Genomic DNA, 22240 nt, shown 5'->3' with positions numbered 1-22240 from the left:
CTCCCCCATGAACTTGAAGCCCATCGCCCTGGCGGCCGCCATGCTGGCCGCCCAGACCGCCCACGCCCAGCAGGAAGTGGGTGCCGACGACAACCGCGCCAGCCCCCAGCAGCTGGACCGGGTGGAGGTGCGGCGCCAGAGCACCGACACCGACCTGCGCCGCCGCCAGCCCGTGGCCAAGCAAATCTACGGGCGCGACGAGCTGGACAAATACGGCGACACCCAGCTCAGCGATGTGCTCAAGCGCCTGCCCGGCGTGAACATGCAGGGCGGCCAGCTGCGCATGCGCGGCCTGGGTGGGGCCTTCACGCAAATCCTGGTGAACGGCGAGCCCGCGCCCCCGGGCTTTTCGGTGGAGCAGCTGAACCCGGCCCAGGTCGAACGCATCGAAGTCAGTAAGGCGCCCACCGCCGACCAGAGCGCGCAGGCGATTGCCGGCAGCATCAACATCATCCTCAAGGACGCGCCGCGCGTGGTCCAGAAGGATCTGCGCCTGGGGCTGGCCTACAACCACGACAAGCCCGTGGTGAACGGCAGCTTCACCTACGGCGACCGCGTGGCCGGCGGCATGGCGGCGGTGCTGCCGATCTCCTTCTTCTCCTGGCGCCTGCTGAACGAGACCGAGGGCGAACGCCTGGGCCGCGATGCCCAGGGCCGGCCCCAGCGCCTGGCCACCGAGGGCTGGGATGTGCCTTACGGCCATGGCTTCAACGTGGCGCCGCGCGTCAACTGGAAGCTGGGCGAGGACGAAACCGTCAGCCTGCAGGGCTTCATGGTGCGCAACAACTTCCGCAACCTGGGCCACACCGACACCACGGTGCTGCAGGGCGCGGCGCCCACCAGCGTGGACGACCAGTTCAGCAACCGCGGCAACTTCCAGGCCGCGCGCCTGAGCCTGCAATACAACAAGCGCTTCGAGGACGACCAGCGCATCGAGCTGCGCAGCACCGTGGGCAATGGCGGGGCCGAGTTCGACACCCGCTTCCTGGGCCGCAACGCCGCAGGCGTGCAGACCCTGGACCGCCGCACCACCGGCGAGGGCAAGAACCGCGGCGCCACCTTGAGCGGCAAGTACTCGCGCTTTCTGGGCGAGGCGCACAGCCTGACGGTGGGCGGCGAGCTGGAACGCCGCAGCCGCGACGAACAGCGCCGCACCGTGCAGAACGGTGCCGAGCTGTTGCCCGGCATCGAGGGCCAGCCCTTCGACGCCACCATCAACCGCAGCGCGGTCTATGCCCAGGACGACTGGGAGATCAACAAGCAGTGGTCAGGCTACCTGGGCCTGCGCCACGAGCGCATCCGCACCACCAGCGAAGGCGCAGGCAGTGAGTTCCGCAACAACAGCTCCGTCACCACGCCGCTGCTGCATCTGAACTACAAGTTCGACCCCGCCGCCCGCGACCTGCTGCGCATGAGCCTGACGCGCAGCTACAAGGCGCCCGATGTGCAGCAGCTGATCGCCCGCCCGACCATCAACACCGAGTACCCGACCAGCGGCAGCAACACCGAAACCGCGCCCGATCGGGTTGGCAATGCCGCCCTCAAGCCCGAGCTGGCCACCGGCCTGGACATCGCCTTCGAGAAGTACCTGAGCGGCGGTGGTCTGGTGTCGGTGGGCGTGTTCCACCGCCGCATCACGGGCCTGATCCGCAACAGCCTGGTGCAGGAGTCCGTGCCCTGGGCGGCCGTGCCGCGCTGGGTGGCCAAGCCGATCAACCTGAGCCGCGCCAACACCTCGGGCCTGGAGCTGGAGATCAAGGGCCGCGCTGCCGAGCTGATGCCCGGCTGGTTCGCGCCCACCACGGCCCTGAACCTGCGGGCCTCGCTCTCCTTCTACGACTCCAAGGTCAAGGATGTGCCGGGGCCCGATAACCGCCTGGAGCAGCAGCAGCCCTGGTCGCTGAACCTGGGGGTGGACTACCGCCTCAAGTCCCTGCCCGTCAGTATGGGTGCGAGCCTGGCCTTCACGCCCAGCTACGAGGTGCAGCAGACTGACCTGACGCGCCTGGAAACCGGCCGCGCCCGCTCCATCGACGCCTTTGCGCTCTGGAACCTCAGCAAGACCGACAGCCTGCGCTTCTCCATCCAGAATCTGGCGCCGGTGGCCGGCACCAGCACCACCTTCATTCGCGGCGGCGACTACAACTTCAGCGAGCGCCGGCCCAAGAGTTGGTACGCCCTCAATTGGGAGCACAAGTTCTGATGCCAGCCCTGCAGCTCTTCGCTGGACCGGCCGCGCGTGCGCGCCTGGCCGAGCGGGGGCTGCAGCCGCAAGACATCGGGCTGATTCCCGCCGCGGCCGGTGGCCCCAAGGGCCTGATCCTCAACGGCCTGGACCGCTTTCTGTTCGGGGAGTACTTACCCCGCAGCCAGCAGCCGGTGCATCTGCTCGGTGCCAGCATCGGGGCCTGGCGCATGACCAGCGCGGCCTCGGCTGCACGGCCCGAAGATGCCGAGGCGGCCTTTCGCGCCATGGCCGAGGCCTACATCGCCCAGCACTACGACCCCGAGCCCGGCCGCAAGAGTCCGAGTGCCGGCTCGGTCTCCCGCAAGTTCGCGCAGACCCTGGCCGAGCAGTTCGCGGGCCGCGAGGCCGAGGTGCTGGGCCATCCGCGCTGGCGCCTGCACATCGTCACCTCGCGCGGGCGCGGGCTGCTGGCGCGTGAATCGCGCTGGCGCACGCCGCTGGGCTACCTGGGCGCCTTCGCCGCCAATGCCCTGCACCGGCCCTGGCTGGGCCGCTGGCTGGAGCGCGTGGTGTTTTCGGACCCACGTGAGCGCCTGCCTCTGCGCCTGGGCGACTTTCCCAGTCGTGAGGTGCACCTGAGCGCGCGCAATCTGCGCCCGGCCTTGCTGGCCAGTTGCTCGATCCCGTTCTGGCTGGAAGCCCAGGCCGATCTGCCGGGGGCACCCAAAGGCGCCTACTGGGACGGCGGCATCACCGACTACCACCTGCACCTGGACTATCGAGCCCTGTTGGGCGGCGAGGCGCCGCTGGTGCTGTACCCGCACTTCCAGCGCCAGGTCGTGCCCGGTTGGCTGGACAAGGCGCTCAAGCACCGCCATCGCGCCAGCGATTTCCTCAGCAATATGGTGCTGCTGGCACCGCACCCCGACTGGGTGCGCAGCCTGCCGGGCGCCAAGCTGCCGGACCGCAACGACTTCTTGAAGTTGGAACTGGCGGAGCGCCAGCGCCGCTGGCGCGTCGCGGTGGCCGAGAGCCAGCGCCTGGCCGAAGAATTCGAGCGCCTGACCCGTCAGGGCTCGATTCAGGCGCTGCCGCTTTAGAATCGCGACCTTCCCAAACCCCACAAGAGCGAGAAAGGCACGACGGGTTATGACACCGCGGACTACTTTCACCACTGGACGGCGCGCCTCCGCCGCGTGGTGCCGCGCCTGAATTTCCCTGCTTCTTCCTTCTCGAACGCGGCCCCCGGGCCGCGTTTCTCTTTCCAAGGTGATCCCATGATTTCGATTCAACTCCCTGACGGTTCCGTTCGCCCCTTTGAGGGCCCCGTCACCGTCGGCCAGGTGGCCGCCAGCATCGGCGCTGGCCTGGCCAAGGCGGCCCTGGGCGGCAAGGTGGACGGCAAGCTGGTGGACCTGAGCCACCTCATCGAGAGGGACGCCAAGCTGGCCATCGTCACGGAGAAAGACCCGGACGGCCTGGATCTGATCCGCCACAGCACGGCCCACCTGCTGGCCTATGCGGTCAAGGAGCTCTTCCCCGAGGCCCAGGTCACGATCGGCCCGGTGATCGAGAACGGCTTCTATTACGACTTTGCGTACAAGCGCCCCTTCACGCCCGAGGACCTGCAGGCCATCGAAGCCAAGATGCAGGAGCTGGCGAAGAAGGACGAGAAGGTCGAGCGCCGCGTGCTGCCGCGCGACCAGGCCATCGAGCACTTCAAGGCCATGGGCGAGGCCTACAAGGCCGAGATCATCGGCAGCATCCCGGCCGGTGAGGATGTGAGCCTCTACCGCGAGGGCGCCTTCGAAGACCTGTGCCGCGGGCCGCACGTGCCCAGCACGGGCAAGCTCAAGCACTTCAAGCTGATGAAGGTGGCCGGCGCCTACTGGCGCGGCGACCACCGCAACGAGATGCTGCAGCGCGTCTACGGCACGGCCTGGGCCAGCAAGGACGATCTGCAGGCCTACCTGACGCGCCTGGAAGAAGCCGAGAAGCGCGACCACCGCCGTCTGGGCAAGGAACTCGACCTGTTCCACCTGGACGAGCACAGCCCCGGCACGGTGTTCTGGCACCCCAAGGGCTGGACGGTCTGGCAGGAGGTGGAGCAGTACATGCGCCGCGTCTACCGCGACAACGGCTACCAGGAGGTCAAGGGCCCGCAGATCGTCGACCGCAGCCTGTGGGAGAAGACGGGGCACTGGGACAAGTACCGCGACAACATGTTCACGACGGAGAGCGAAAAGCGCGAGTACGCCCTCAAGCCGATGAACTGCCCGGGCCACATCCTGATCTTCAAGCAGGGTGTGAAGAGCTACCGTGATCTGCCGCTGCGCTACGGCGAGTTCGGCCAGTGCCACCGTAACGAGCCCACCGGCGGCCTGCACGGCATCATGCGCGTGCGCGCTTTCACGCAGGACGACGGCCACATCTTCTGCACGGAAGACCAGATCCTGCCCGAGTGCATCGAATACACGGCGCTGCTGCAGAAGGTCTACAAGGACTTCGGCTTCGAGAACATCCTCTACAAGGTGGCCACGCGCCCTGATGCGCGCATCGGCTCAGACGAGATCTGGGACAAGGCCGAGCACGCGCTGATGGAATCGCTGCGCGCCTCGGGCTGCGAATTCGTCATCGCCCCGGGCGACGGCGCCTTCTACGGCCCCAAGATCGAGTACACGCTCAAGGACGCGCTGGGCCGCGAATGGCAGTGCGGCACCATGCAAGTGGACTTCAGCATGGCCGAGCGCCTGGGCGCCGAATACGTGGCCGAAGACAGCAGCCATCGCCCCCCGGTGATGCTGCACCGCGCCATCGTCGGCAGCCTGGAGCGTTTCATCGGCATCCTGATCGAACAGCACGCCGGCGCACTGCCCACCTGGCTGGCGCCGCAGCAAGTGGTGGTGTGCTCGATCAGCGAAAACCAGGCCGAATACGCCCAGGAAGTCGCAAAAATGTTGCAGAAACAAGGGCTTAGGGCTCAGGCCGACGTTCGCAGCGACAAGATCACCTATAAAATTCGCAGTCACGCCTTGCAAAAGGTGCCCTTCATCTGCGTCGTCGGAGACAAAGAGAAGGAAAACCACAGCGTCGCCGTGCGCGCCCGTGGCAATCAGGATCTCGGTGTCATGCCGGTCAGCGACTTCGCTTCGAAGCTCGCGGCCGACATCGCAGCCAAGGTCTGACCGCCTAGGCGCGCATCGCGTTTTCTGAAACCAACAAGGAACCACCATCGCTACCTTCTTCGACCGTCGCCAGCCGAACGTCGAGCGCAAGCATCGGCTGAACCGCGAGATCTCTGCCCCCGAAGTGCGCCTAAACGGCGTGGAAAACGAGCCGCTGGGCATCGTTTCGATCATGGAGGCCCTGCGTCTGGCTGGAGAGGCGGACGTGGACCTGGTCGAGATTGCCGCCACCGCCAACCCGCCCGTGTGCCGGTTGATGGACTACGGCAAGTTCAAATACCAGGAGCAGAAGAAGGCGGCCGAGGCGAAGGCCAAGCAAAAGGTCATTGACGTCAAGGAAGTCAAATTCCGCCCTGGCACCGATGACGCCGACTACGCCGTCAAGATGCGCAACCTGCGCCGCTTCATCGGCGAAGACGGTGACAAGGGCAAGGTCACGCTGCGCTATCGCGGCCGCGAGATCACCCACCAGGACATCGGTCTGCGCCTGCTGGAAAAAATCCGCGACGAGTTGGCCGATGTGGCGGTGGTGGAGCACATGCCCAAGTTGGAAGGTCGCCAGATGATCATGATCCTGGCGCCCAAGAAGAAGTAAGTCAGAGGAATCAGCGGGGCGGCTTTGGTCGGCGGCCCCACTGCACAAGCCGAGCAGGCCATCAAGTGCCGGAGTCTCTCCGGCCGCCCAGCCCGGCGCACATAGAAGGAGCAGTCATGCCCAAGATGAAGACCAAGAGCAGCGCGAAGAAGCGTTTTCGCGTGCGTCCGGGTGGCACCGTGAAGCGCGGTCAAGCCTTCAAGCGCCACATCCTGACCAAGAAGACCACGAAGAACAAGCGCCAGCTCCGCGGCGCTGCGAACGTGCATGAGACCAACATGGGCCACATCGCACAGATGTTGCCGATGGCCGGTCTGTAATCCAGAAACTAGGAGAAAAACATGCCTCGCGTCAAACGTGGTGTAACCGCTCGCGCCCGTCACAAGAAGGTCCTGGCCCTGGCCAAGGGCTTCCGTGGTCGTCGTAAGAACGTCTTCCGCATCGCCAAGCAGGCGGTGATGAAGGCCGGTCAATACGCCTACCGTGACCGCCGCGCCAAGAAGCGCGTCTTCCGTCAGCTCTGGATCGCCCGTATCAATGCCGCCTCGCGTGGCCTCGGCCTGTCCTACAGCAAGTTCGTGGCCGGCCTGAAGAAGGCCCAGATCGACATCGACCGCAAGGTCCTGGCCGATCTGGCTGTGCACGATCCCGCTGGTTTTGCCGCCATCTTCAACAAGGTGAAGGCCGCGCTGGCGTAATTCGACCAGGGTGTCGCAAGACACCGAAACAGCCGGCCCGGGTAACCGGGCCTGCCCATTCCGAAGGCCGACACGCCCGTGCTCGGCCTTCCTTTTTTCTGCTGTCCCATGCTTGAACTGATCCAAGAGGCGCAAGAGTCCTTTGCCCAAGCGAGCACGCCAGCCCAGTTGGAAGACGCCAAAGCGCGCTTCCTGGGCAAGAGCGGCCGCGTGACCGAACTGATGAAGGGCCTGGCCCAACTCAGCGTCGAAGAGAAGAAGACCCGTGGCGCCGAGATCAACCAGATCAAGCAGGGCATCGAGGCGGCGCTGACCCAGCGGCGCCAGGCGCTGGCCGAGGCCGAACTGGCGGCCCAATTGAAGGCCGAGGCGCTGGACGTCAGCCTGCCGGGCCGCACGCGCGGCCAGGGCGGCCTGCATCCGGTGACCCGCACGATGGAGCGCATCGAGGCCATCTTCGGTTCGATGGGCTTCGACGTCGCCGACGGTCCCGAGATCGAGACCGACTGGATGAACTTCACGGCGCTGAACAACCCGGCCAACCACCCGGCGCGTTCGATGCAGGACACCTTCTACGTCGACATGAAGGACGCCGAAGGCCTGCCTTACTGCCTGCGCACCCACACCAGCCCGATGCAGGTGCGCTATGCGCGGGCCCACGCGGCCAAGTACGCGGGCCAGGCGCACATGCCCGAGATCCGTGTCATCGCCCCCGGCCGCACCTACCGCGTGGACAGCGACGCCACCCACTCGCCCATGTTCCACCAGTGCGAAGGCCTGTGGATCGGCGAGAACGTGAGCTTCCGCGACCTCAAGTCGGTGTTCACCGAGTTCTGCAAGCGCTTCTTCGAAACCGACCAGCTGGAGCTGCGCTTCCGCCCCAGCTACTTCCCCTTCACCGAGCCCTCGGCCGAGATCGACATCGCCTTTGGCGATGGTCCGCTCAAGGGCCGCTGGCTGGAAGTGGCCGGCTCCGGCCAGGTTCACCCGAATGTGGTGCGCAACTTTGGTTTGGATCCGGAGCGGCACATCGGCTTTGCCTTCGGCATGGGGCCGGACCGCCTCACCATGCTGCGCTATGGCGTGAACGATCTGCGCCAGTTCTTCGAGGGCGATCTGCGCTTCCTCGCCCAGTTCAAGTAATTCGTTCGAGCCTGAGCATGCAATTTCCGGAATCCTGGCTGCGGTCCTTCTGCAACCCGCCGCTGAGCACCCAAGAACTCGCCGACACCCTGACGCTGGCCGGTTTTGAAGTCGAAGAGCTGCGCCCGGTGGCGCCCGCCTTCAGCGGCATCGTCGTGGCCGAGATCGTCGAGGCCTTCCAGCACCCGGACGCCGACCGACTGCGTGTCTGCAAGGTCAATGCCGGTGGCCCCGAGCTGCTGCAGATCGTCTGCGGCGCGCCCAATGCGCGCGTCGGCATCAAGGTGCCGCTGGCCACCGTGGGTGCCGAACTGCCGCCTGGCGAGGATGGCAAGCCGTTCAAGATCAAGGTGGGCAAGCTGCGCGGCGTCGAGAGCTTCGGCATGCTGTGCTCGGCCCGCGAACTGGGCCTCTCGACCGATCACGGCGGTCTGCTGGAGCTCGGTGCCGAGGCGGTGATCGGCCGCGACATCCGCGCCGAGCTGAATCTGGACGACCAGCTCTTCACGCTCAAACTCACGCCCAATCTGGGGCATGCGCTGTCGGTGATGGGCATTGCGCGCGAAGTCTCGGCACTCACCGGCGCGCCCCTCAACCTGCCGGCCATGCCGCCGGTGGCGCCGCAGATCGATGACCGGCTGCCGGTGAAAGTGGAAGCCACCGATCTGTGCGGCCGTTTTGCCGGCCGCGTGGTACTTGGCGTCAACCCCAAGGCCCAGACGCCGGCCTGGATGGTGGCGGCGCTGGAGCGCTGCGGCCAGCGCCCCGTGTCGGCATTGGTCGACATCTCGAACTACGTGATGTTCGAGCTGGGCCGGCCCAGCCATATGTTCGATCTGGACAAGATCCAGGGCGGCTTGCAGGTGCGCTGGGCGCGCCGCGGAGAGCAGCTCAAGCTGCTCAACGGCAACACCATCGAGCTCGACGAGAAGGTGGGCGTGATTGCCGATGACCGTCATGTCGAATCGCTCGCCGGCATCATGGGTGGCGACAGCACGGCCGTCAGCGACGACACGCGCAACCTCTACATCGAAGCCGCGTTCTGGTGGCCCGAAAGCATCCAGGGGCGCGCGCGCCGCTACAACTTCAGCACCGATGCCGCGCACCGCTTCGAGCGCGGTGTGGACCCGGCCTCGATCGCCGATCACATCGAGCGCATCACGGCCCTGGTGCTGCAGATCTGCGGTGGCCAGGCCGGCCCGCTGGACGATCAGGTGCTGAACGTGCCGGTGCCCAAGCCTGTGCGCCTGCGCGTGGCGCGCGCCGCCAAGGTGCTGGGCATCCCCGTCAGCCAGGCCGAGTGCGTGCAGGTGATGCAGCGCCTGGGCTTCCCGTTCACGCAGGAAGAGGGTGCGCTGACCGTCACCCCGCCCAGCTGGCGCCATGACATCCTGATCGAGGAAGACCTGATCGAGGAGGTCATCCGCGTGCTCGGCCTGCATCGCCTGGATGACGCGGCGCCGCTGGGGCCGGTGATCCCGCGGGTGCGGCCCGAAGCCCTGCGTCCCTTGAGTCTGCTGCGCCGTCAGCTGGTCGACCTGGGTTACCAGGAGACCATCAACTTCAGCTTCGTTGAGGAACGCTGGGAGCGCGAGCTGGCCGGCAATCTCGATCCGATCCGCGTGCTCAACCCCATTGCGGCGCCGCTGGCCGTGATGCGCAGCTCGCTGATGGGCAGCCTGATCGAGGCCCTGCGCCACAACCTGGCGCGCCGCCAGCCGCGTGCCCGCCTGTTCGAGACCGGCCGTGTGTTCCTGCGCGATGCCGCGCAGGGTGACGCCGCGCTTGAAGTGGCCGGCGTGCACCAGCCGCGTCGCGTCGCCGGTCTGCTCTACGGTGCGGTCGACGGCCTGCAATGGGCCAGCAAGGAGCGCCCGGTGGACTTCTTCGACGCCAAGGGCGACGTGGAAGCCTTGCTGGTGCCCCGCCAGGCCCGCTTTGTGGCGGCCGAGCACCCCGCCTTGCACCCGGGCCGCAGTGCCCGCATCGAGCTGGATGGGCGCTCCATCGGCTGGGTGGGCGAGTTGCACCCGCGCTGGCGCCAAGCCTATGAATTGCCCCAGGCTCCGATGCTGTTCGAGCTCGATCTCGACGCCGTGCTGCAGCAGCCCCTGCCCCAGGGCAAGGTGCCGCCCAAGCACCCCGCCAGCGTGCGGGATCTCGCCGTCATCGTGGCGGACGGTGTGAGCCACGAGGCCCTGATGAACGCCGTGCAGGCCGCGGGCGACCCCATCGTTCGCTCCGCCCGCCTGTTCGACGTCTTCAAGCCGGCCCAACCCAGCGGCGAGCTGCGTGCCGGTGAACGCAGCCTGGCCCTGCGCCTGGAACTCCTGGACGAGCAGGCCACGCTGACCGACGAGCGCATCGACGCCGCCATGCAGGCCGTGCTGGCCAGCCTGCAGACCCATGTGGGCGCGCGCCTGCGTGCCTGAACCGAAAGGACACCATGAGCGACAACCCGCCGCTGCGTCTGGTACTGCCGACGCTGGAGACGCCCACGCTGACCAAGGCCGAGCTGTCCGAGCTGCTGTTCGACAAGCTCGGGCTGAACAAGCGCGAGGCCAAGGATGTGGTCGAGGCCTTCTTTGACCTGATGGGCGACAGCCTCAAGGCCGGTCGCGAGGTCAAGCTCAGTGGTTTCGGCAACTTCGGCTTGCGCCTCAAGGCGGCCCGGCCGGGCCGCAATCCGCGCACCGGCGAGCTGATTCCGATCGAAGCGCGCCAGGTTGTGACATTTCACGCCAGCCAGAAGCTCAAAGCCTCGGTTCAGGGAGACGAAGAGCCCTCGACCCTCGGCTAGCATCGCCGGCCCTGTGCAAGCCTGAGCCGCCATGTCCACGCTGCCTGCCATCCCGGCCAAGCGCTACTTCACCATCGGTGAGGTGAGCGAGCTGTGCGGCGTCAAACCCTATGTGCTGCGCTACTGGGAGCAGGAGTTCACGCAGTTGCGGCCGCAGAAGCGCCGCGGCAACCGGCGCTACTACCAGCACCACGAGGTGCTGCTGATCCGCCGGATCCGTGACCTGCTGTACGACCAGGGATTCACCATCAGCGGGGCCCGCAACCAACTCAGCGACGGCCCCGCAGCCCCAGGGGGTATGGATCCGATCGCCCTGCCCAGCGACGAGCCGATGAGCATGGCCGAACTGCGCATCGAACTGCTGCGCCTGCGCGATGCCCTTGCGGACGACTGATCGATAAGAGAAATTGCCGGCCGCAGAAAAACGCAAAAACCTCGTTATACTGCGAGGCTTCGTCGGGGTGTAGCGCAGCCTGGTAGCGCACTTGCATGGGGTGCAAGGGGTCGCGAGTTCGAATCCCGCCACCCCGACCATAGAGAAAAAGCAGAAGCCCGGTTCCGAAAGGAGCCGGGCTTTTCGCTTTCTTGGGCTGGCTGGTCACCGTTTGGTCACCGTTCGCCGATTGCTTGCAGATCCGTTCGGGCGACTGCGAGATGTACGCGCGCGCGCAAAGCTGGTCGGCCTGCGCTACCGATAGCCGCCTCTGAGGCCGCTCAGGAGGACCCATAGGCCATGCTGTCGGCTCGCTCGGTCGGTCACCAAAGAGCCGCAGTGGCTTCCGCTGAGATTTGCTGATTTGCTGCTGATTGCCCGGCGCAGCTTTGGCGCTGCGCTCTGGCGGGAGGCACCCGTTTGAATTTTTTCAAAGGGGGAGAAATTCTGCGAGTGGCGAGCCGGGCGGTCTGGATGGCCCAGGGCCCGCAGGATCGCCTACCCCCGGGGGGCAATGCGGAAGGTGGCAGGGTGGCCCAACAGCGCCGTGCCGATGGTGACGGCCTCGCGCGCGCGCACGACGTGCTTTGCCGCGTTTTTTGGCTTAGCGATGAAGCAGAGGAAGCCGCCCGGTCAGTGGGAGCGCCCACGGACCTTTTTGCTCCCCCCTCCCACACACACACTTTGGTCAGAGCATCAGCAGCTTGTCGAACGCCAGAGCCAGGGCGGCCTCTCTTTGCATGTCGCAGTCAGCGATAAGGTCGCGCAGGCGCTCGAACGTGGCCCAGTGCATCCCCTTGGGCTTGCCGCCCTTGGGGTTCAACTTGCGCTCGATCCGCTGTTGCTTCTTCCAGGCGCGATCCATCGCGTCCATGCTCTGGGATGCATAGGCGAGCTGGTTGCACTGTCGGCAACGAAATGGGCCCGCACCCCTCAGGTACACCACAGCCACCCTTCGGCAGCAGCCAGGGCAGGCGAACCACGGCCGTTCGCCACCGAAGGGGCAAGCGGTGAAGGTCAGGCCGATGGAATGGCTGGCGTTGCGACCGTTGACCGCGAAGCGCAGGTGCAGCGCGTTGCCGATCATTTCCAGGCCCACTTCGCCAACTCGTTTGCCCTCGCGTTGCCAGCCCCAGGAGCAAGCTGCGCCGGGCTTTAGGTGCCCGCCCCGATGCAGCCGGCGCACGTCCAGGCTCAGGCAGTGTTCGGCCTTGCCCTTGTACGCGGGCCGCCCGGCTCCCCATCGGCTTCCTCCACGGCTCATTGCGCACTCCACAGAAAACGAAATCAATTGGCAGCTCGGTGGATGCCCTGGAAGGCCGCGCACTCGGTGGCGTGGCCTTCAGGTGCCCAAACCAGGATGAACCGATCCCACAGCCCGGCGGCTTCCGGCTCGGTGCAGTTGCCGTGCCTTGCCCGGTAGGCGCAGTCGCGACAGGTGCGCGAAGCGGCCTGTGGGTCATTGGCGGAAATTGGCTCGCTTGCATCAGAGGCCACCGCCAAAACCGACACAACCCCAGGGGTGCAGGTTGTGTCGGTGGTGGTTCGTCTGGGCGATGCGTCCAACAGGGCCAAACGCTGCGCCCATCGGCTCATGCGGCCCCCAGGGCCAGGGAGTAGATCGTGGTGGGCCTGCCGCCTGAAAGGCCGGCCGCGGTCTCGCTTTCCACCAGCCAGCCATGCGTTACCAGCAAGTCCAGCGCATCGGCCACGGCCTGCCGCTCGGTCAGTCCGCTCCAGTCCTTGCGCATCACGTCGCGGGCGGTGAACACGGCGGGCAGGGCGCGCGCCTTCACTCGTTCCAGCAAACGGGAAGCTCCGCGCACCGCAGCCCTGCGCGCGCTGCTGTGCAGGCGCCGGGCGTGCGATTCGAAGTAGTCCGACAGCGTGAGCGCTTGCATAGTGGGGCGGATGCCTAATGGGCCACCGTGGCCGCCAGCGAGGTGCAGGGCCAATGCCAAGCCGGGGATGTGATGGCGGAACTTGGACAGCGCCGCTTCCAGGCCGGCGTTCTCGCAGGTGCGCAGCCGGACTTCCAGGCCGGTGCGCCATTCGGTGAAAGCCTCCAGCGCCTCAGCATCAAAGCGCAGGTAGGGGCGCCCTTGAGCATCGCCGTTCGGATAGCGGTCCTGCTGGGCCTGGATCATCTCGGGCGTGAGTTGGTCCAAGCGTTCGAACGCATCAAACGCTGTCCGGCGTGCATCGCTGTCTGGCCAGCGGTCCACATTGCGCCAATCGTCGGCCGTGTCGGGCCAGCAGATCAGGAAGCGTTCAAGCATCCCATCGTCAGCCTTGCCGGCACGCGCCAGCCGCACCAGCTCGGCCAGCGGTCCAGGCTGGATGCCACCCACCATCGAAAGGCGCGCGTCCGGGATCAGCAGCGTCCCACGGCCGATGCGGTCAAAGGTGTAGGCGCCACCGCTCCAGGCCTGCAAGTAGAAGCCCCGGGCGGGTGCTTGTTCCTCGCGCGCCAAGTCCACCAGCAGCCCTCGCACTTCGTCTCGCACGGTCAGCACTCCGGCCGGGTTCTCGGCCAGGATGGCGCCCAGCTTTTCATAAGTGGCATCGCTGACGATGTAGCGAGGGCGCGGCGGCAGTTCGTCCCCGTCTTCCGGCGCCATCAGCAGGTGCGCAACGTCGGCCCCCTTGTCTTTCTTCAGCAGCTTGATGGCTTCATGCTCGGCCGCTTTGGCGCGCAGCTTGTCGGCCAGGGCATCGGCACGATGCAGCTTCAGAGCTTCGGCGTACTGCTGGCCCGCCAATCCTTCCAGGCGCTGGATGGGCGCCAGGGCTTGGGCCAACGCGGGGGACTTCATCATTCCCGGGCGTCCCACCATCAGTGCCCACAGGTTGCCGGGCACTGCCCAATCCGTGCGGGCTTGCGGGCGGATCGCCACTGCTCGCGCAGCCAGGGAGGCAGCGGCCACCAGCATGGGCACCGCCACGAAGTCCGGCGGGCATTGCAGGCGGTCAGCCACGTCCTGCACCCAGGGGCGCAGGGTGTCCGGCATGGCCGCCATGGGGAAGGGCTCCACGCTGGGCAGTTCTGGCGGCAGAGGCTCGGGCGTGGCTTGCGGAAATGCGCTGTCCAGCTTGTCGCCATTGGCCGCCAGTCGTTCAAAGTCCAGCGCACTCATGCGGCCCCCCTTTGCACCAGTCGTTGCACCCGGCCCACCGCTTGGACAAAGCGCAGGTAGTCGGGATCGGTTTGCGGTGGCCATCGGCGGGTATCGCCAAGAATCACCCAGGCGATTTGCAGTTCCCAGGCCACCAGTTCCAGGCGGTCGCGGTCGCTCAGGTCGGCCGGGCCTCTGGGGCGTTGCGGCGCGTCCCCGCTCCAGCAGTCCAATGCTTTGGCGGCTTCATAGAAGTTCAGGCCATGGTGCTGCATGTGAAAAGCCAGCACGTCCCCGCCCTTGGCGCCGCAGGCCATGCAACACCAGCCGCCGGACCGGGTGTTGATGCGCAGGGAATCGCTGCCGCCGTGGAAGTCGCAGCGGGTGGTGCGCCAAAGTCCAGGCCCCTTCAAGGGGAAACCTTGAGACTCGAAGTAGCTGGCGGGATCGGGCAGGCGGTCACGCTCGAAGGTGCCTGCCGCGCTGCGGGTTGCCGGCCCACGGGGTGCTCGGCTGGGAAGGGCGCAGAAAGCGGTCATGCGGTGCCTCCCCGGCGCAGCACATACAGCCCGATCCGATGCGGAAGCCCCGATTCGGTCAGCGCGGTTCGCCAGTGGGTTTCGATGGGATAGCCCTCCCGCACAAGCTCCAGCTTGCGGGGGCGCGGATCAAACACGTCCAAATGGCGCATGGCCTCGAAGGTCGTGATGCTTCCCAGGGCGGTCATGGCCTGCAACATCCGCGCCCTGCCAGTGGCGGCGCTGTCGCCCGGGTTTTGATCGCGAATGGCGTGCAACACGGCCACGCGGGCCGTGGTCGTTTCGTGCAGCGGGGGCATGGCTTACCCCCTGTCCGGCGTGCTTCGGGCTTTCTGCGCGGCTTCGGGGGCCGCTTGCGCGTCATTGGCTGCGGCCTGTGTGGCCCAGAATTCGCGCACGTCCACCAGGCGCCACCGCGTCATGCGCGGGCGCTGGATGGCGGGTTTGGGGGCCTGTCCGGCGGCCACTCGAGCCAGCCACCATGAAACGCCCATGCCGCCAGTGGCGGCGCTGGTGCGGGCGTCGATCAGGGTGACGTCGGCCAGGGCGGCCGGGATAGGTTGTGCGGTGTTGCGCTGCGAGCGTTCTGTCATGGTCCTTGGGCGTGAAGTAGGGACAGTCACGCGCCGGGTTGGGCATACCCCGCCTAGGATTGCTCCTTGGCGGTGGTGTACGCTCGCTTTGTCAGCCGTGCAAAGTTGACAAGCGCTCCGGCGCACCGAGGGGCTCCGTCTGCAAACGGGGCCCTTCACCTTTCCAGCCTCGGTAAATCAGTTGGCTACGGCGACTTTGTTGACCGAGGCCATGACGAGCTCCACCAAGCACTGAATCAGTGATGGATGCATCCTACTGATTTCAAGTGTTGCGTTGTGTGGACATGGCGCTGAACAAGGTGTTGGCAGGCTGTGCAGGCGTCGCTTTTGCACCGGTGCAGCGTTACGAAATCCTGTGCTTAGCCCATGGTCGCGACAGAGGATGTTCTTCACTATCTCGGCAATGACTTCGCTGCGTTGGTTGCACTAGATGTGGATGTCCTTGTGCGCGTGCTCGTAGAAGACCACCGGGACGTTCTTTAGGCGCGCACCAGCGATCTTGCGCAGGCCTTTTTCGGTGTTCTCTACTTCGGTCGCCTACCTGCTCACAAACCGTTGCTGTGCGGCCAGTGGTTCCGAGTTGGAGACGGCTTCTGGTTGGACGTGGAAGTCGCTCAGGTTGTCGCCAAGGAAGTAAACGATCTCGTTGCGGAAGTCCTCCAGCATGTGCAGGTTGCCGTCGGCCTTGTTCTGGTACTTGACCGACAGATTGGGTTCGTTGAGCTTGGCGACTTCGGTCTTGCAGACTTCGCGAAGTCCTCGTCCTTGCCCTGCTTGATGTATGCGCTCATCAGGCGGCACGAATAGGCACCACGCTCCTTGTGGCGGTACTTGTCGCATCGGCAAGCCAATCCATGTGGCTCCCCAGCGCTTCGAAGGCTCGCGCTTGATCCGCCTCCCGGCGGTCATGGATGTAGACCCGGGCCACCTTGCTTTGCAGCTTGTGATTCAGGCACTCGTCGATCACGTCCGTGGAAATGCCCAGGCGGGCCATGGCGGTGGCGGCGCTGCGGCGCAGATCGTGCGGCGTCCACTTTCCGCCCGGTAGGCTCAATCCCTCGGTGTTCTTGGTGCGGCGGCTCAGGCGCTCGCCTTCTGGGCGCTGGCGGTCGGCAATCTGCTTGCTCAGGCTTTTGACGCAAACGGGCTGGCGCCGGCTGCGGTCGGGGAACAGCCAGGGGCAGGGCTGTCCGTCGGGGTCCAACTCGCGCAGTTCGGCCAGAGCTTGCAGGTGCTGGCGCGCGTAGCTGCTCAGGTGGATGGTGTGGTCGCGCTGGTTCTTGGTGTCCGGCAGATACCAAGTGCCGGCGGCCAAGTCCACGATGCCGAATTTGGTTTCGGCGGTTTCGGCAGTGGCTCGCAGGGTGTTGGCGGCGCTTTTCTCTTTGCCGATGGCATCGGCCCAGACGGCGCCCATCACTTCCCCCACGCGGCACCCTGTGGCCAGGATCAGGTGCAGGGCCAAGGCGGTGCGGGGGTGCAGGCGGGCGTTCGGAATGGCTTGCAGCAGCAGGCGCAATTCGTCATCCCTCAGCACGCGTTCGCGCTCGGTGTCCTTGCCGCCGATCTTGGTGCGTTTCAGCCCTGCCAGGGGATCGGTGGCGATCAGTTCCCGGTCACGCGCGAAGGCCAGCATTTGCCGCAGATCGGTGAACAGCACATTGGCAGTGCGCAGGGTGCCGGCGGCCTTCCGCGCGTCAAGCACGGCCATCAGGTCGGCGCGGGTGAGTTCGGCCACAGGCAGGGCGCCCATGGTGGGGAATACATGGCGCTCGAACTGGGCGGCCACATAGGCGCCGCCATCCTTTCGGCCCTGCCGCTTCCCATCCGCGCCGATGTGTGGCTTGAGTTCGGTGCTGCGCCAGCGCTCGAACAGTTGGCGCACGGTCAGACGCTTTTCGCGCTCGCGGGCTTCCTGCTCGGCCGCTTCTTGCAGGCGCCGCGCCTCGGCTTCAGCCGCCAGCCGCTCGGCTTCTTGTGCTGCCTGCTGGGCGAGGGCCTGGGCTTCGAAGTACTCGCGCAGGTCCTTGGCGCCGCCCTTGTGCAGCTTGCTCCAGCGGTCAGCAATCTCGAAGGCTTGGGCCACAGTCAGGCCGCCTGCCTGCCCCTTGGGGTGGTAGCTGCCGATGGGCAGGAATGGGCGGCGGCCCTGGCTGTCGGTGTACCGAAAGTAAAAGAGCCGTTCGCCGGCTGGCGTGATGCGACCCAGGAACACCCCCGCTCCACGGGCGAAAGGCTGGGTAATCCACTGCTCTTTTTCTGTCGGTTTGGCCCGCATGGCCAAGTCGGTGATGGTCGCCAAGGTTCGTGCCTCCTGGGTCTGGTCACCGTTCGGTCACCGTTCATCTCTGGCTGCTAGTGTAGCTTTGCGGGCTCTTGTGGAGTCAGTAACTAAGTAAGTAATTGATTTGCAAAGATTTGGCAATCCGTCTGCCGGCGATCCGGTCGCTTGAAAACGTATCCCGTATTGCATGGGGTGCAAGGGGTAGCGAGTTCGAATCCCGCCACCCCGACCAAAAACAGCACTGGCCCGGTACCGCAAGGTACCGGGCCTTTTGCTTTCTGCTTCATCTGACGAGGTGGCTGCACCCGTGGGCGGTCGAAGGCTCTTGGTCATGGATCGCAAGGACATGTACGAATTCCGCCAGATTGATGCGCTCTCCGAACTTCCGGCTGTGGAATGGGATGGGTTGCTGCGTCAGGCAGATGCCCCAACGCCCTTCATGCGAGCTGGGTTCTTGCGGGCGCTTGACCTCGCAGCCAATCCGCAGCATGGCTGGCGGCCGAGCTTCTCATTGCTTCTTGAGCGAGGCCGCCTGGTGGCCGCATGCCCGCTCTATCTGAAGGCGCATTCCTGGGGCGAGTTCGTGTTTGATCAGGCCTGGGCCCGTGCTTACGAGGCGCATGGGCTGCGCTACTACCCCAAGGCCTTGGTGGCCGTGCCGTTCACGCCGGTCCCCGGCAGCCGACTGTTGGCAACTGGCCCGGCGGAGCGACTGGCGCTGGTTAAGCATCTGCAAGATTGGGTGCAGCAGCTGGGTCTTTCGGGGCTGCATGTGCTGTTCGGCAGCGCGGCCGATGCGCAGGCCCTGGAGGCCCGGGGCTTCAGCCGACGTGAGCAACCCCAGTTCCACTGGCAGCGGGCACCGCACTGGCAGGGCTTTGCCGACTTCCTGGCTGACCTGCGGCGCGACAAGCGCAAGAAAATCCAGCAGGAGCGCCGCCGCGTGGCGGAGGCGGGGGTGCAGGTGCGGGTGCTGCGGGGCAGTGCCATCACGGCGGCGGACTGGGACTTCTTCTACGCCTGCTACACGCGCACCTACGCGCTGCGCGGCATGTCCGCCTACCTGCCGCGCTCCGTGTTCGAGCAGGGCCTGGGCGAGCAGGCCGAGTGGGTGCTGTTCCTGGCCTGGCAGGGCAGCGAGCGCGTGGCCGCCGCCCTGGTGGCGGTGGACTGGCCCTCTGGCACCGCCTTCGGGCGCCACTGGGGCGCGCTGCGCGAGCTGGACTGCCTGCACTTCGAGCTCTGCTACTACGCACCGCTGACCTGGTGCCTGGAGCAGGGCCTGCAGCGCTTCGAAGGCGGGGCCCAGGGCGAGCACAAGATGGCGCGCGGCCTGCTGCCGGTGGGCACCCACAGCCAGCACTGGCTGGTGCACGCTGAATTCCAGGATGCCGTGGCCCGCTTCACCGAGGCGGAGCAGCAGGCGGTGGGTGCCTACGAAGAGGAGCTGGCTGCCCGTTCGCCCTTCAAGCCGCCGGCGCCCCGCAAACCCTTGGCGTGAGCCGGGCCGGTGGTGGGGGCCTCGCCCCAGCGCGCCTGCCACTGCGCGAGGAAGTCGCGGCTCAGCGGGCTGCGGGGCTGAAGGCGCTCGCCGATGTAAAGCTGGCGGCGCAGTTCCTGTGCCTGGGCGCGCAGGCGCAGCTCCATGATGGCCAGGGCATCCAGGCCGCGCCCGCGGGCGCGTTCGACATGCTCGGCAAACACGGTGACGGGGTGCTGCCGCAGCAGCACCAGATGGGCGCGCAGCAGGCGCAGCCGGCCCTGGGCGAGCTGCTCGCAGCGTTCCAGCCAGCGCCAGTGGGCATGGATGTCAAAGCCGCCCAGGCGCTGCGGCGATTCGCCGGCGGCGATCAGTAGCGCTTCGAGCGTGGCACGGTCCTGATCGGCATAGGCCAAGTTGGCGTCGCGCATCAGGCCCTCGCGGCGCTGGCGGTCGATCTCGTTGCTGGCGCGGTCCGGGTGCAGGCGCATCGCTGCGCGGCGGTGCAGGTCCTTCAGGCTTGGGGCGGCCAGCTCGGCCTCCTGCGGCGGTGCTTCCGGCCAGGGCACGGCCGGGGGCAGCTGGGGCAGGGCCTGCGGGCGGCGCTGCGGAGGCACCGGGGGCAGGGGGGCGCCGTCGGCGCGCGCCAGGCCTTCCAGGGTGCGCAGCAGCTCACCCTGCAGGCTTTCCACCTCGGCCCAGCCCGCGCCCAGGCGCTGCTGGTAGTCGGCCTGGAAGGCCAGCACCTGCTGCTCCAGCGCCGTGAATTCGGCTTCCATGCGCGCCAGGTAACCCTGCAGCTCTTCGAGCTGCCGGCGGCGGCGCGCGACCTCCAGCCGCCACAGCTGCGGGTTGAGCAAGGCCTGGGATGCGTCGGGCGTCATTGCGCTGGATTTTGCGGGCGCGGCCCCAAGAAAAATGCCCGCCGAAGCGGGCATCCTTCATGGGACGGGCTGTTTACTGCGAAGCCGCCTCGCTGGCAGGAGCGGCCATGCTGGCGGCTTCGGCCACCGGTGCCGGCATGGAGGCCGCCTCCGGTGCCGCCACTGTGGCCGCCGCAGGGGTGGGCTCGGGCATGGCCTTGGGCGCCGTCATCGGCAACAGGGGCACGATCAGCAGGGCCACGATGTTGATGATCTTGATCAAGGGGTTCACGGCCGGGCCGGCGGTGTCCTTGTAGGGGTCGCCCACGGTGTCGCCGGTGACGGCGGCCTTGTGCGCTTCCGAGCCCTTCTTGTGCACCACGCCCTTGTCATCCTTGAAGCCTTCCTCGATCAGCTTCTTGGCGTTGTCCCAGGCGCCGCCGCCGGTGCACATCGAGATGCCGACGAACAGGCCGGTGACGATGGTGCCCATCAGCAGGCCGCCCAAGGCTGCGGGTCCGAGCGTCATGCCCACCACGATGGGCGCGATCACCGGCAGCAGCGAGGGGACGATCATTTCCTTGATGGCCGCAGTGGTCAGCATGTCCACCGCCGCGCTGTAGTCGGGCTTGCGCTTGCCGGCCATGATCTGGCCGTCGGCGAACTGCTTGCGCACTTCCACCACCACCGAGCCGGCGGCGCGCCCCACGGCCTCCATGGCCATGGCGCCGAACAGATAAGGAATCAGGCCGCCGATGAAGAGGCCCAGGATCACCTTGTAGTCGCTCAGGTCGAAGGCCACGCTCATGCCGCGTTCGTGCAGGGCATGGGTGTAGTCGGCAAACAGCACCAGCGCGGCCAGGCCGGCCGAACCGATGGCATAGCCCTTGGTCACCGCCTTGGTGGTGTTGCCCACCGCGTCCAGCGGGTCGGTCACGTCGCGCACGCTGTCGGGCAGCTCGCTCATCTCCGCAATGCCGCCGGCGTTGTCGGTGATGGGACCGTAGGCGTCCAGCGCCACGATGATGCCGGCCATGCTGAGCATGGCCGTGGCGGCCACCGCAATGCCGTACAGGCCGGCCAACTGGTAAGAGGCAAAGATGGCCGCGCAGACGAACAGCACCGGCCAGGCGGTGGACTTCATCGACACGCCGATGCCGGCGATCACATTGGTGCCGTGCCCGGTCGTCGAGGCCTGGGCCACGTGCTGCACCGGGTGGTACTGGGTGCCGGTGTAGTACTCGGTGATCCAGACCATCGCGGCCGTCAGCACCAGGCCCACCAGGCAGGAGCCGAACAGGGCCATCGCACTGGTGCTGCCGCCGCCCACCAGCGCCACTTCGCCGGGGAACATCGCCTTGGTGACGAAGAAGAAGGCCACGGCGCTGAGCGCACCGGCCACGATGAGGCCGCGGTAGAGCGCCGGCATCACGTTCTTCATGCCCGGGCTGGCCTTCACGAAGAAGCAGCCGATGATGGACGCGATGATGGACACGCCCCCCAGCGCCAGCGGGTAGATGACGCCGCTCAGCGCGGCGCTCGGGGCCAGCATCAGCACGCCCAGGGCCATGGCGGCAATCAAGGTCACCGCGTAGGTCTCGAACAGGTCGGCGGCCATGCCGGCGCAGTCGCCCACGTTGTCACCCACGTTGTCGGCAATCACGGCCGGGTTGCGCGGGTCATCCTCGGGGATGCCGGCCTCCACCTTGCCGACCAGGTCGGCGCCCACGTCAGCACCCTTGGTGAAGATGCCGCCGCCCAGGCGGGCAAAGATGGAAATCAGCGAGGAGCCGAAGGCCAGGCCCAGCATCGGCTTCAGGTCGGCGCTGGTGGCGCCGGTGCCGCCACTGATGGCGTAGTAGAAGCCGCCCACGCCCAGCAGGCCCAGGCCCACCACCAGCATGCCGGTGATGGCGCCGCCCTTGAAGGCGACGTCCAGCGCCGGGCCGATGCCCTTGGTGGCCGCCTGCGCGGTGCGCACATTGGCACGCACCGAGATGTTCATGCCGATGAAGCCGCAGATGCCGGACAGCACCGCGCCGAGCACGAAGCCGGCGGCCGTCTTCAGGCCCAGGCCCGGCACCACCGCGATGGCGATGGCCAGCACCACGCCGACGATGGCGATGGTGCGGTACTGCCGCCCCAGATAGGCCGCCGCACCCTGCTGGATCGCCGTGGCGATTTCCTGCATGCGCGCATTGCCCGCGTCTTGCGAAAGGATCCAGCTGCGCTGGATGAAACCGTAAATCACTGCGGCCAGGCCGCAGGCCAGCGCGAAGTACAGCGCCAAGTCCGTAGTCATGCGTACCACTCCAATTTGCCG

20 protein-coding genes and 1 tRNA gene are annotated in these 22240 nt (G+C 66.7%); 12 read left to right on the top strand and 9 right to left on the bottom strand.

The window, feature by feature from the left end; translation table 11 throughout:
* The first annotated feature begins 7 nt into the window (after positions 1-7).
* From ACE3QP_RS03410 to ACE3QP_RS03360, 11 genes are all read left to right on the top strand, one after another.
* On the top strand, positions 8-2203 hold the full coding sequence (locus tag ACE3QP_RS03410) for a TonB-dependent receptor plug domain-containing protein (protein ID WP_374433557.1): 2196 nt from the start codon (positions 8-10) through the stop codon (positions 2201-2203).
* On the top strand, positions 2203-3288 hold the full coding sequence (locus tag ACE3QP_RS03405) for a patatin-like phospholipase family protein (protein ID WP_374433556.1): 1086 nt from the start codon (positions 2203-2205) through the stop codon (positions 3286-3288). Before ACE3QP_RS03410 ends, ACE3QP_RS03405 begins: the two co-directional genes overlap by 1 nt.
* A 177-nt stretch (positions 3289-3465) precedes the next feature.
* The gene (thrS, locus tag ACE3QP_RS03400; RefSeq protein WP_374433555.1) at positions 3466-5373 is read left to right on the top strand and encodes a threonine--tRNA ligase; all 1908 of its coding nucleotides are present in this window, start codon (positions 3466-3468) and stop codon (positions 5371-5373) included.
* Between the two features lie 46 nt (positions 5374-5419).
* A complete protein-coding gene (infC, locus tag ACE3QP_RS03395; RefSeq protein WP_374433700.1) occupies positions 5420-5968 on the top strand; it encodes a translation initiation factor IF-3 in 549 nt (182 codons plus the stop codon).
* 116 nt (positions 5969-6084) lie between these two features.
* Complete coding sequence (gene rpmI, locus ACE3QP_RS03390; protein ID WP_374433554.1) at positions 6085-6288, top strand: 50S ribosomal protein L35; 204 nt, start codon at positions 6085-6087, stop codon at positions 6286-6288.
* Between the two features lie 21 nt (positions 6289-6309).
* The gene (gene rplT / locus ACE3QP_RS03385) at positions 6310-6666 is read left to right on the top strand and encodes a 50S ribosomal protein L20 (RefSeq protein WP_138857260.1); all 357 of its coding nucleotides are present in this window, start codon (positions 6310-6312) and stop codon (positions 6664-6666) included.
* 108 nt (positions 6667-6774) lie between these two features.
* The gene (pheS, locus tag ACE3QP_RS03380; RefSeq protein ID WP_374433552.1) at positions 6775-7809 is read left to right on the top strand and encodes a phenylalanine--tRNA ligase subunit alpha; all 1035 of its coding nucleotides are present in this window, start codon (positions 6775-6777) and stop codon (positions 7807-7809) included.
* A 17-nt stretch (positions 7810-7826) separates the two neighbouring features.
* Positions 7827-10241 carry a phenylalanine--tRNA ligase subunit beta gene (gene pheT / locus ACE3QP_RS03375; RefSeq protein ID WP_374433551.1) on the top strand — a complete coding sequence of 805 codons (2415 nt, stop codon included), beginning with the start codon at positions 7827-7829 and terminating at the stop codon, positions 10239-10241.
* A 14-nt stretch (positions 10242-10255) separates the two neighbouring features.
* Positions 10256-10609, top strand: a complete 354-nt coding sequence (locus ACE3QP_RS03370) for an integration host factor subunit alpha (protein ID WP_198111634.1) — start codon at positions 10256-10258, stop codon at positions 10607-10609.
* A gap of 31 nt (positions 10610-10640) precedes the next feature.
* A complete protein-coding gene (locus tag ACE3QP_RS03365; RefSeq protein ID WP_374433549.1) occupies positions 10641-11003 on the top strand; it encodes a MerR family transcriptional regulator in 363 nt (120 codons plus the stop codon).
* Positions 11004-11066: 63 nt separating this feature from the next.
* A tRNA-Pro gene (locus ACE3QP_RS03360) sits at positions 11067-11143 on the top strand.
* A gap of 587 nt (positions 11144-11730) precedes the next feature.
* Here the strand turns inward: ACE3QP_RS03360 and ACE3QP_RS03355 are convergent.
* From ACE3QP_RS03355 to ACE3QP_RS03325, 7 genes are all read right to left on the bottom strand, one after another.
* Positions 11731-12306 (bottom strand): hypothetical protein, encoded by a 576-nt coding sequence (locus ACE3QP_RS03355; RefSeq protein WP_374433548.1) that lies wholly within the window; start codon positions 12304-12306, stop codon positions 11731-11733.
* A gap of 328 nt (positions 12307-12634) precedes the next feature.
* Positions 12635-14179, bottom strand: coding sequence for a YfjI family protein (locus tag ACE3QP_RS03350; RefSeq protein ID WP_374433546.1), 1545 nt, complete (start codon positions 14177-14179; stop codon positions 12635-12637).
* Complete coding sequence (locus tag ACE3QP_RS03345) at positions 14176-14697, bottom strand: CHC2 zinc finger domain-containing protein (protein ID WP_374433544.1); 522 nt, start codon at positions 14695-14697, stop codon at positions 14176-14178. The genes ACE3QP_RS03350 and ACE3QP_RS03345 overlap by 4 nt, the downstream gene beginning before the upstream one ends.
* Complete coding sequence (locus ACE3QP_RS03340) at positions 14694-14996, bottom strand: helix-turn-helix domain-containing protein (protein ID WP_374433542.1); 303 nt, start codon at positions 14994-14996, stop codon at positions 14694-14696. The genes ACE3QP_RS03345 and ACE3QP_RS03340 overlap by 4 nt, the downstream gene beginning before the upstream one ends.
* A gap of 3 nt (positions 14997-14999) precedes the next feature.
* Positions 15000-15290 carry a hypothetical protein gene (locus ACE3QP_RS03335; protein ID WP_374433540.1) on the bottom strand — a complete coding sequence of 97 codons (291 nt, stop codon included), beginning with the start codon at positions 15288-15290 and terminating at the stop codon, positions 15000-15002.
* A gap of 537 nt (positions 15291-15827) precedes the next feature.
* Positions 15828-16091 (bottom strand): hypothetical protein, encoded by a 264-nt coding sequence (locus tag ACE3QP_RS03330; RefSeq protein WP_374433539.1) that lies wholly within the window; start codon positions 16089-16091, stop codon positions 15828-15830.
* Positions 16081-17592, bottom strand: coding sequence for a tyrosine-type recombinase/integrase (locus ACE3QP_RS03325; RefSeq protein WP_374433537.1), 1512 nt, complete (start codon positions 17590-17592; stop codon positions 16081-16083). The genes ACE3QP_RS03330 and ACE3QP_RS03325 overlap by 11 nt, the downstream gene beginning before the upstream one ends.
* A 313-nt stretch (positions 17593-17905) precedes the next feature.
* On the opposite strand from ACE3QP_RS03325, the gene ACE3QP_RS03320 reads away from it, so the two are divergent.
* On the top strand, positions 17906-19075 hold the full coding sequence (locus tag ACE3QP_RS03320) for a GNAT family N-acetyltransferase (RefSeq protein ID WP_374433535.1): 1170 nt from the start codon (positions 17906-17908) through the stop codon (positions 19073-19075).
* Here the strand turns inward: ACE3QP_RS03320 and ACE3QP_RS03315 are convergent.
* Together ACE3QP_RS03315 and ACE3QP_RS03310 are read right to left on the bottom strand one after the other, a co-directional pair.
* Positions 19009-19938 (bottom strand): hypothetical protein, encoded by a 930-nt coding sequence (locus tag ACE3QP_RS03315; protein WP_374433533.1) that lies wholly within the window; start codon positions 19936-19938, stop codon positions 19009-19011. The genes ACE3QP_RS03320 and ACE3QP_RS03315 overlap by 67 nt on opposite strands.
* A 73-nt stretch (positions 19939-20011) precedes the next feature.
* Positions 20012-22219 carry a sodium-translocating pyrophosphatase gene (locus ACE3QP_RS03310; protein WP_374433531.1) on the bottom strand — a complete coding sequence of 736 codons (2208 nt, stop codon included), beginning with the start codon at positions 22217-22219 and terminating at the stop codon, positions 20012-20014.
* Between the last annotated feature and the right edge of the window lie 21 nt (positions 22220-22240).

Origin of the sequence: Inhella sp., assembly GCF_041912635.1 — a bacterium.
GTDB lineage: Bacteria > Pseudomonadota > Gammaproteobacteria > Burkholderiales > Burkholderiaceae_C > Inhella.
Note: the sequence above shows the minus strand (reverse complement) of the source record. Positions and strands in the feature narration are given on the sequence as shown.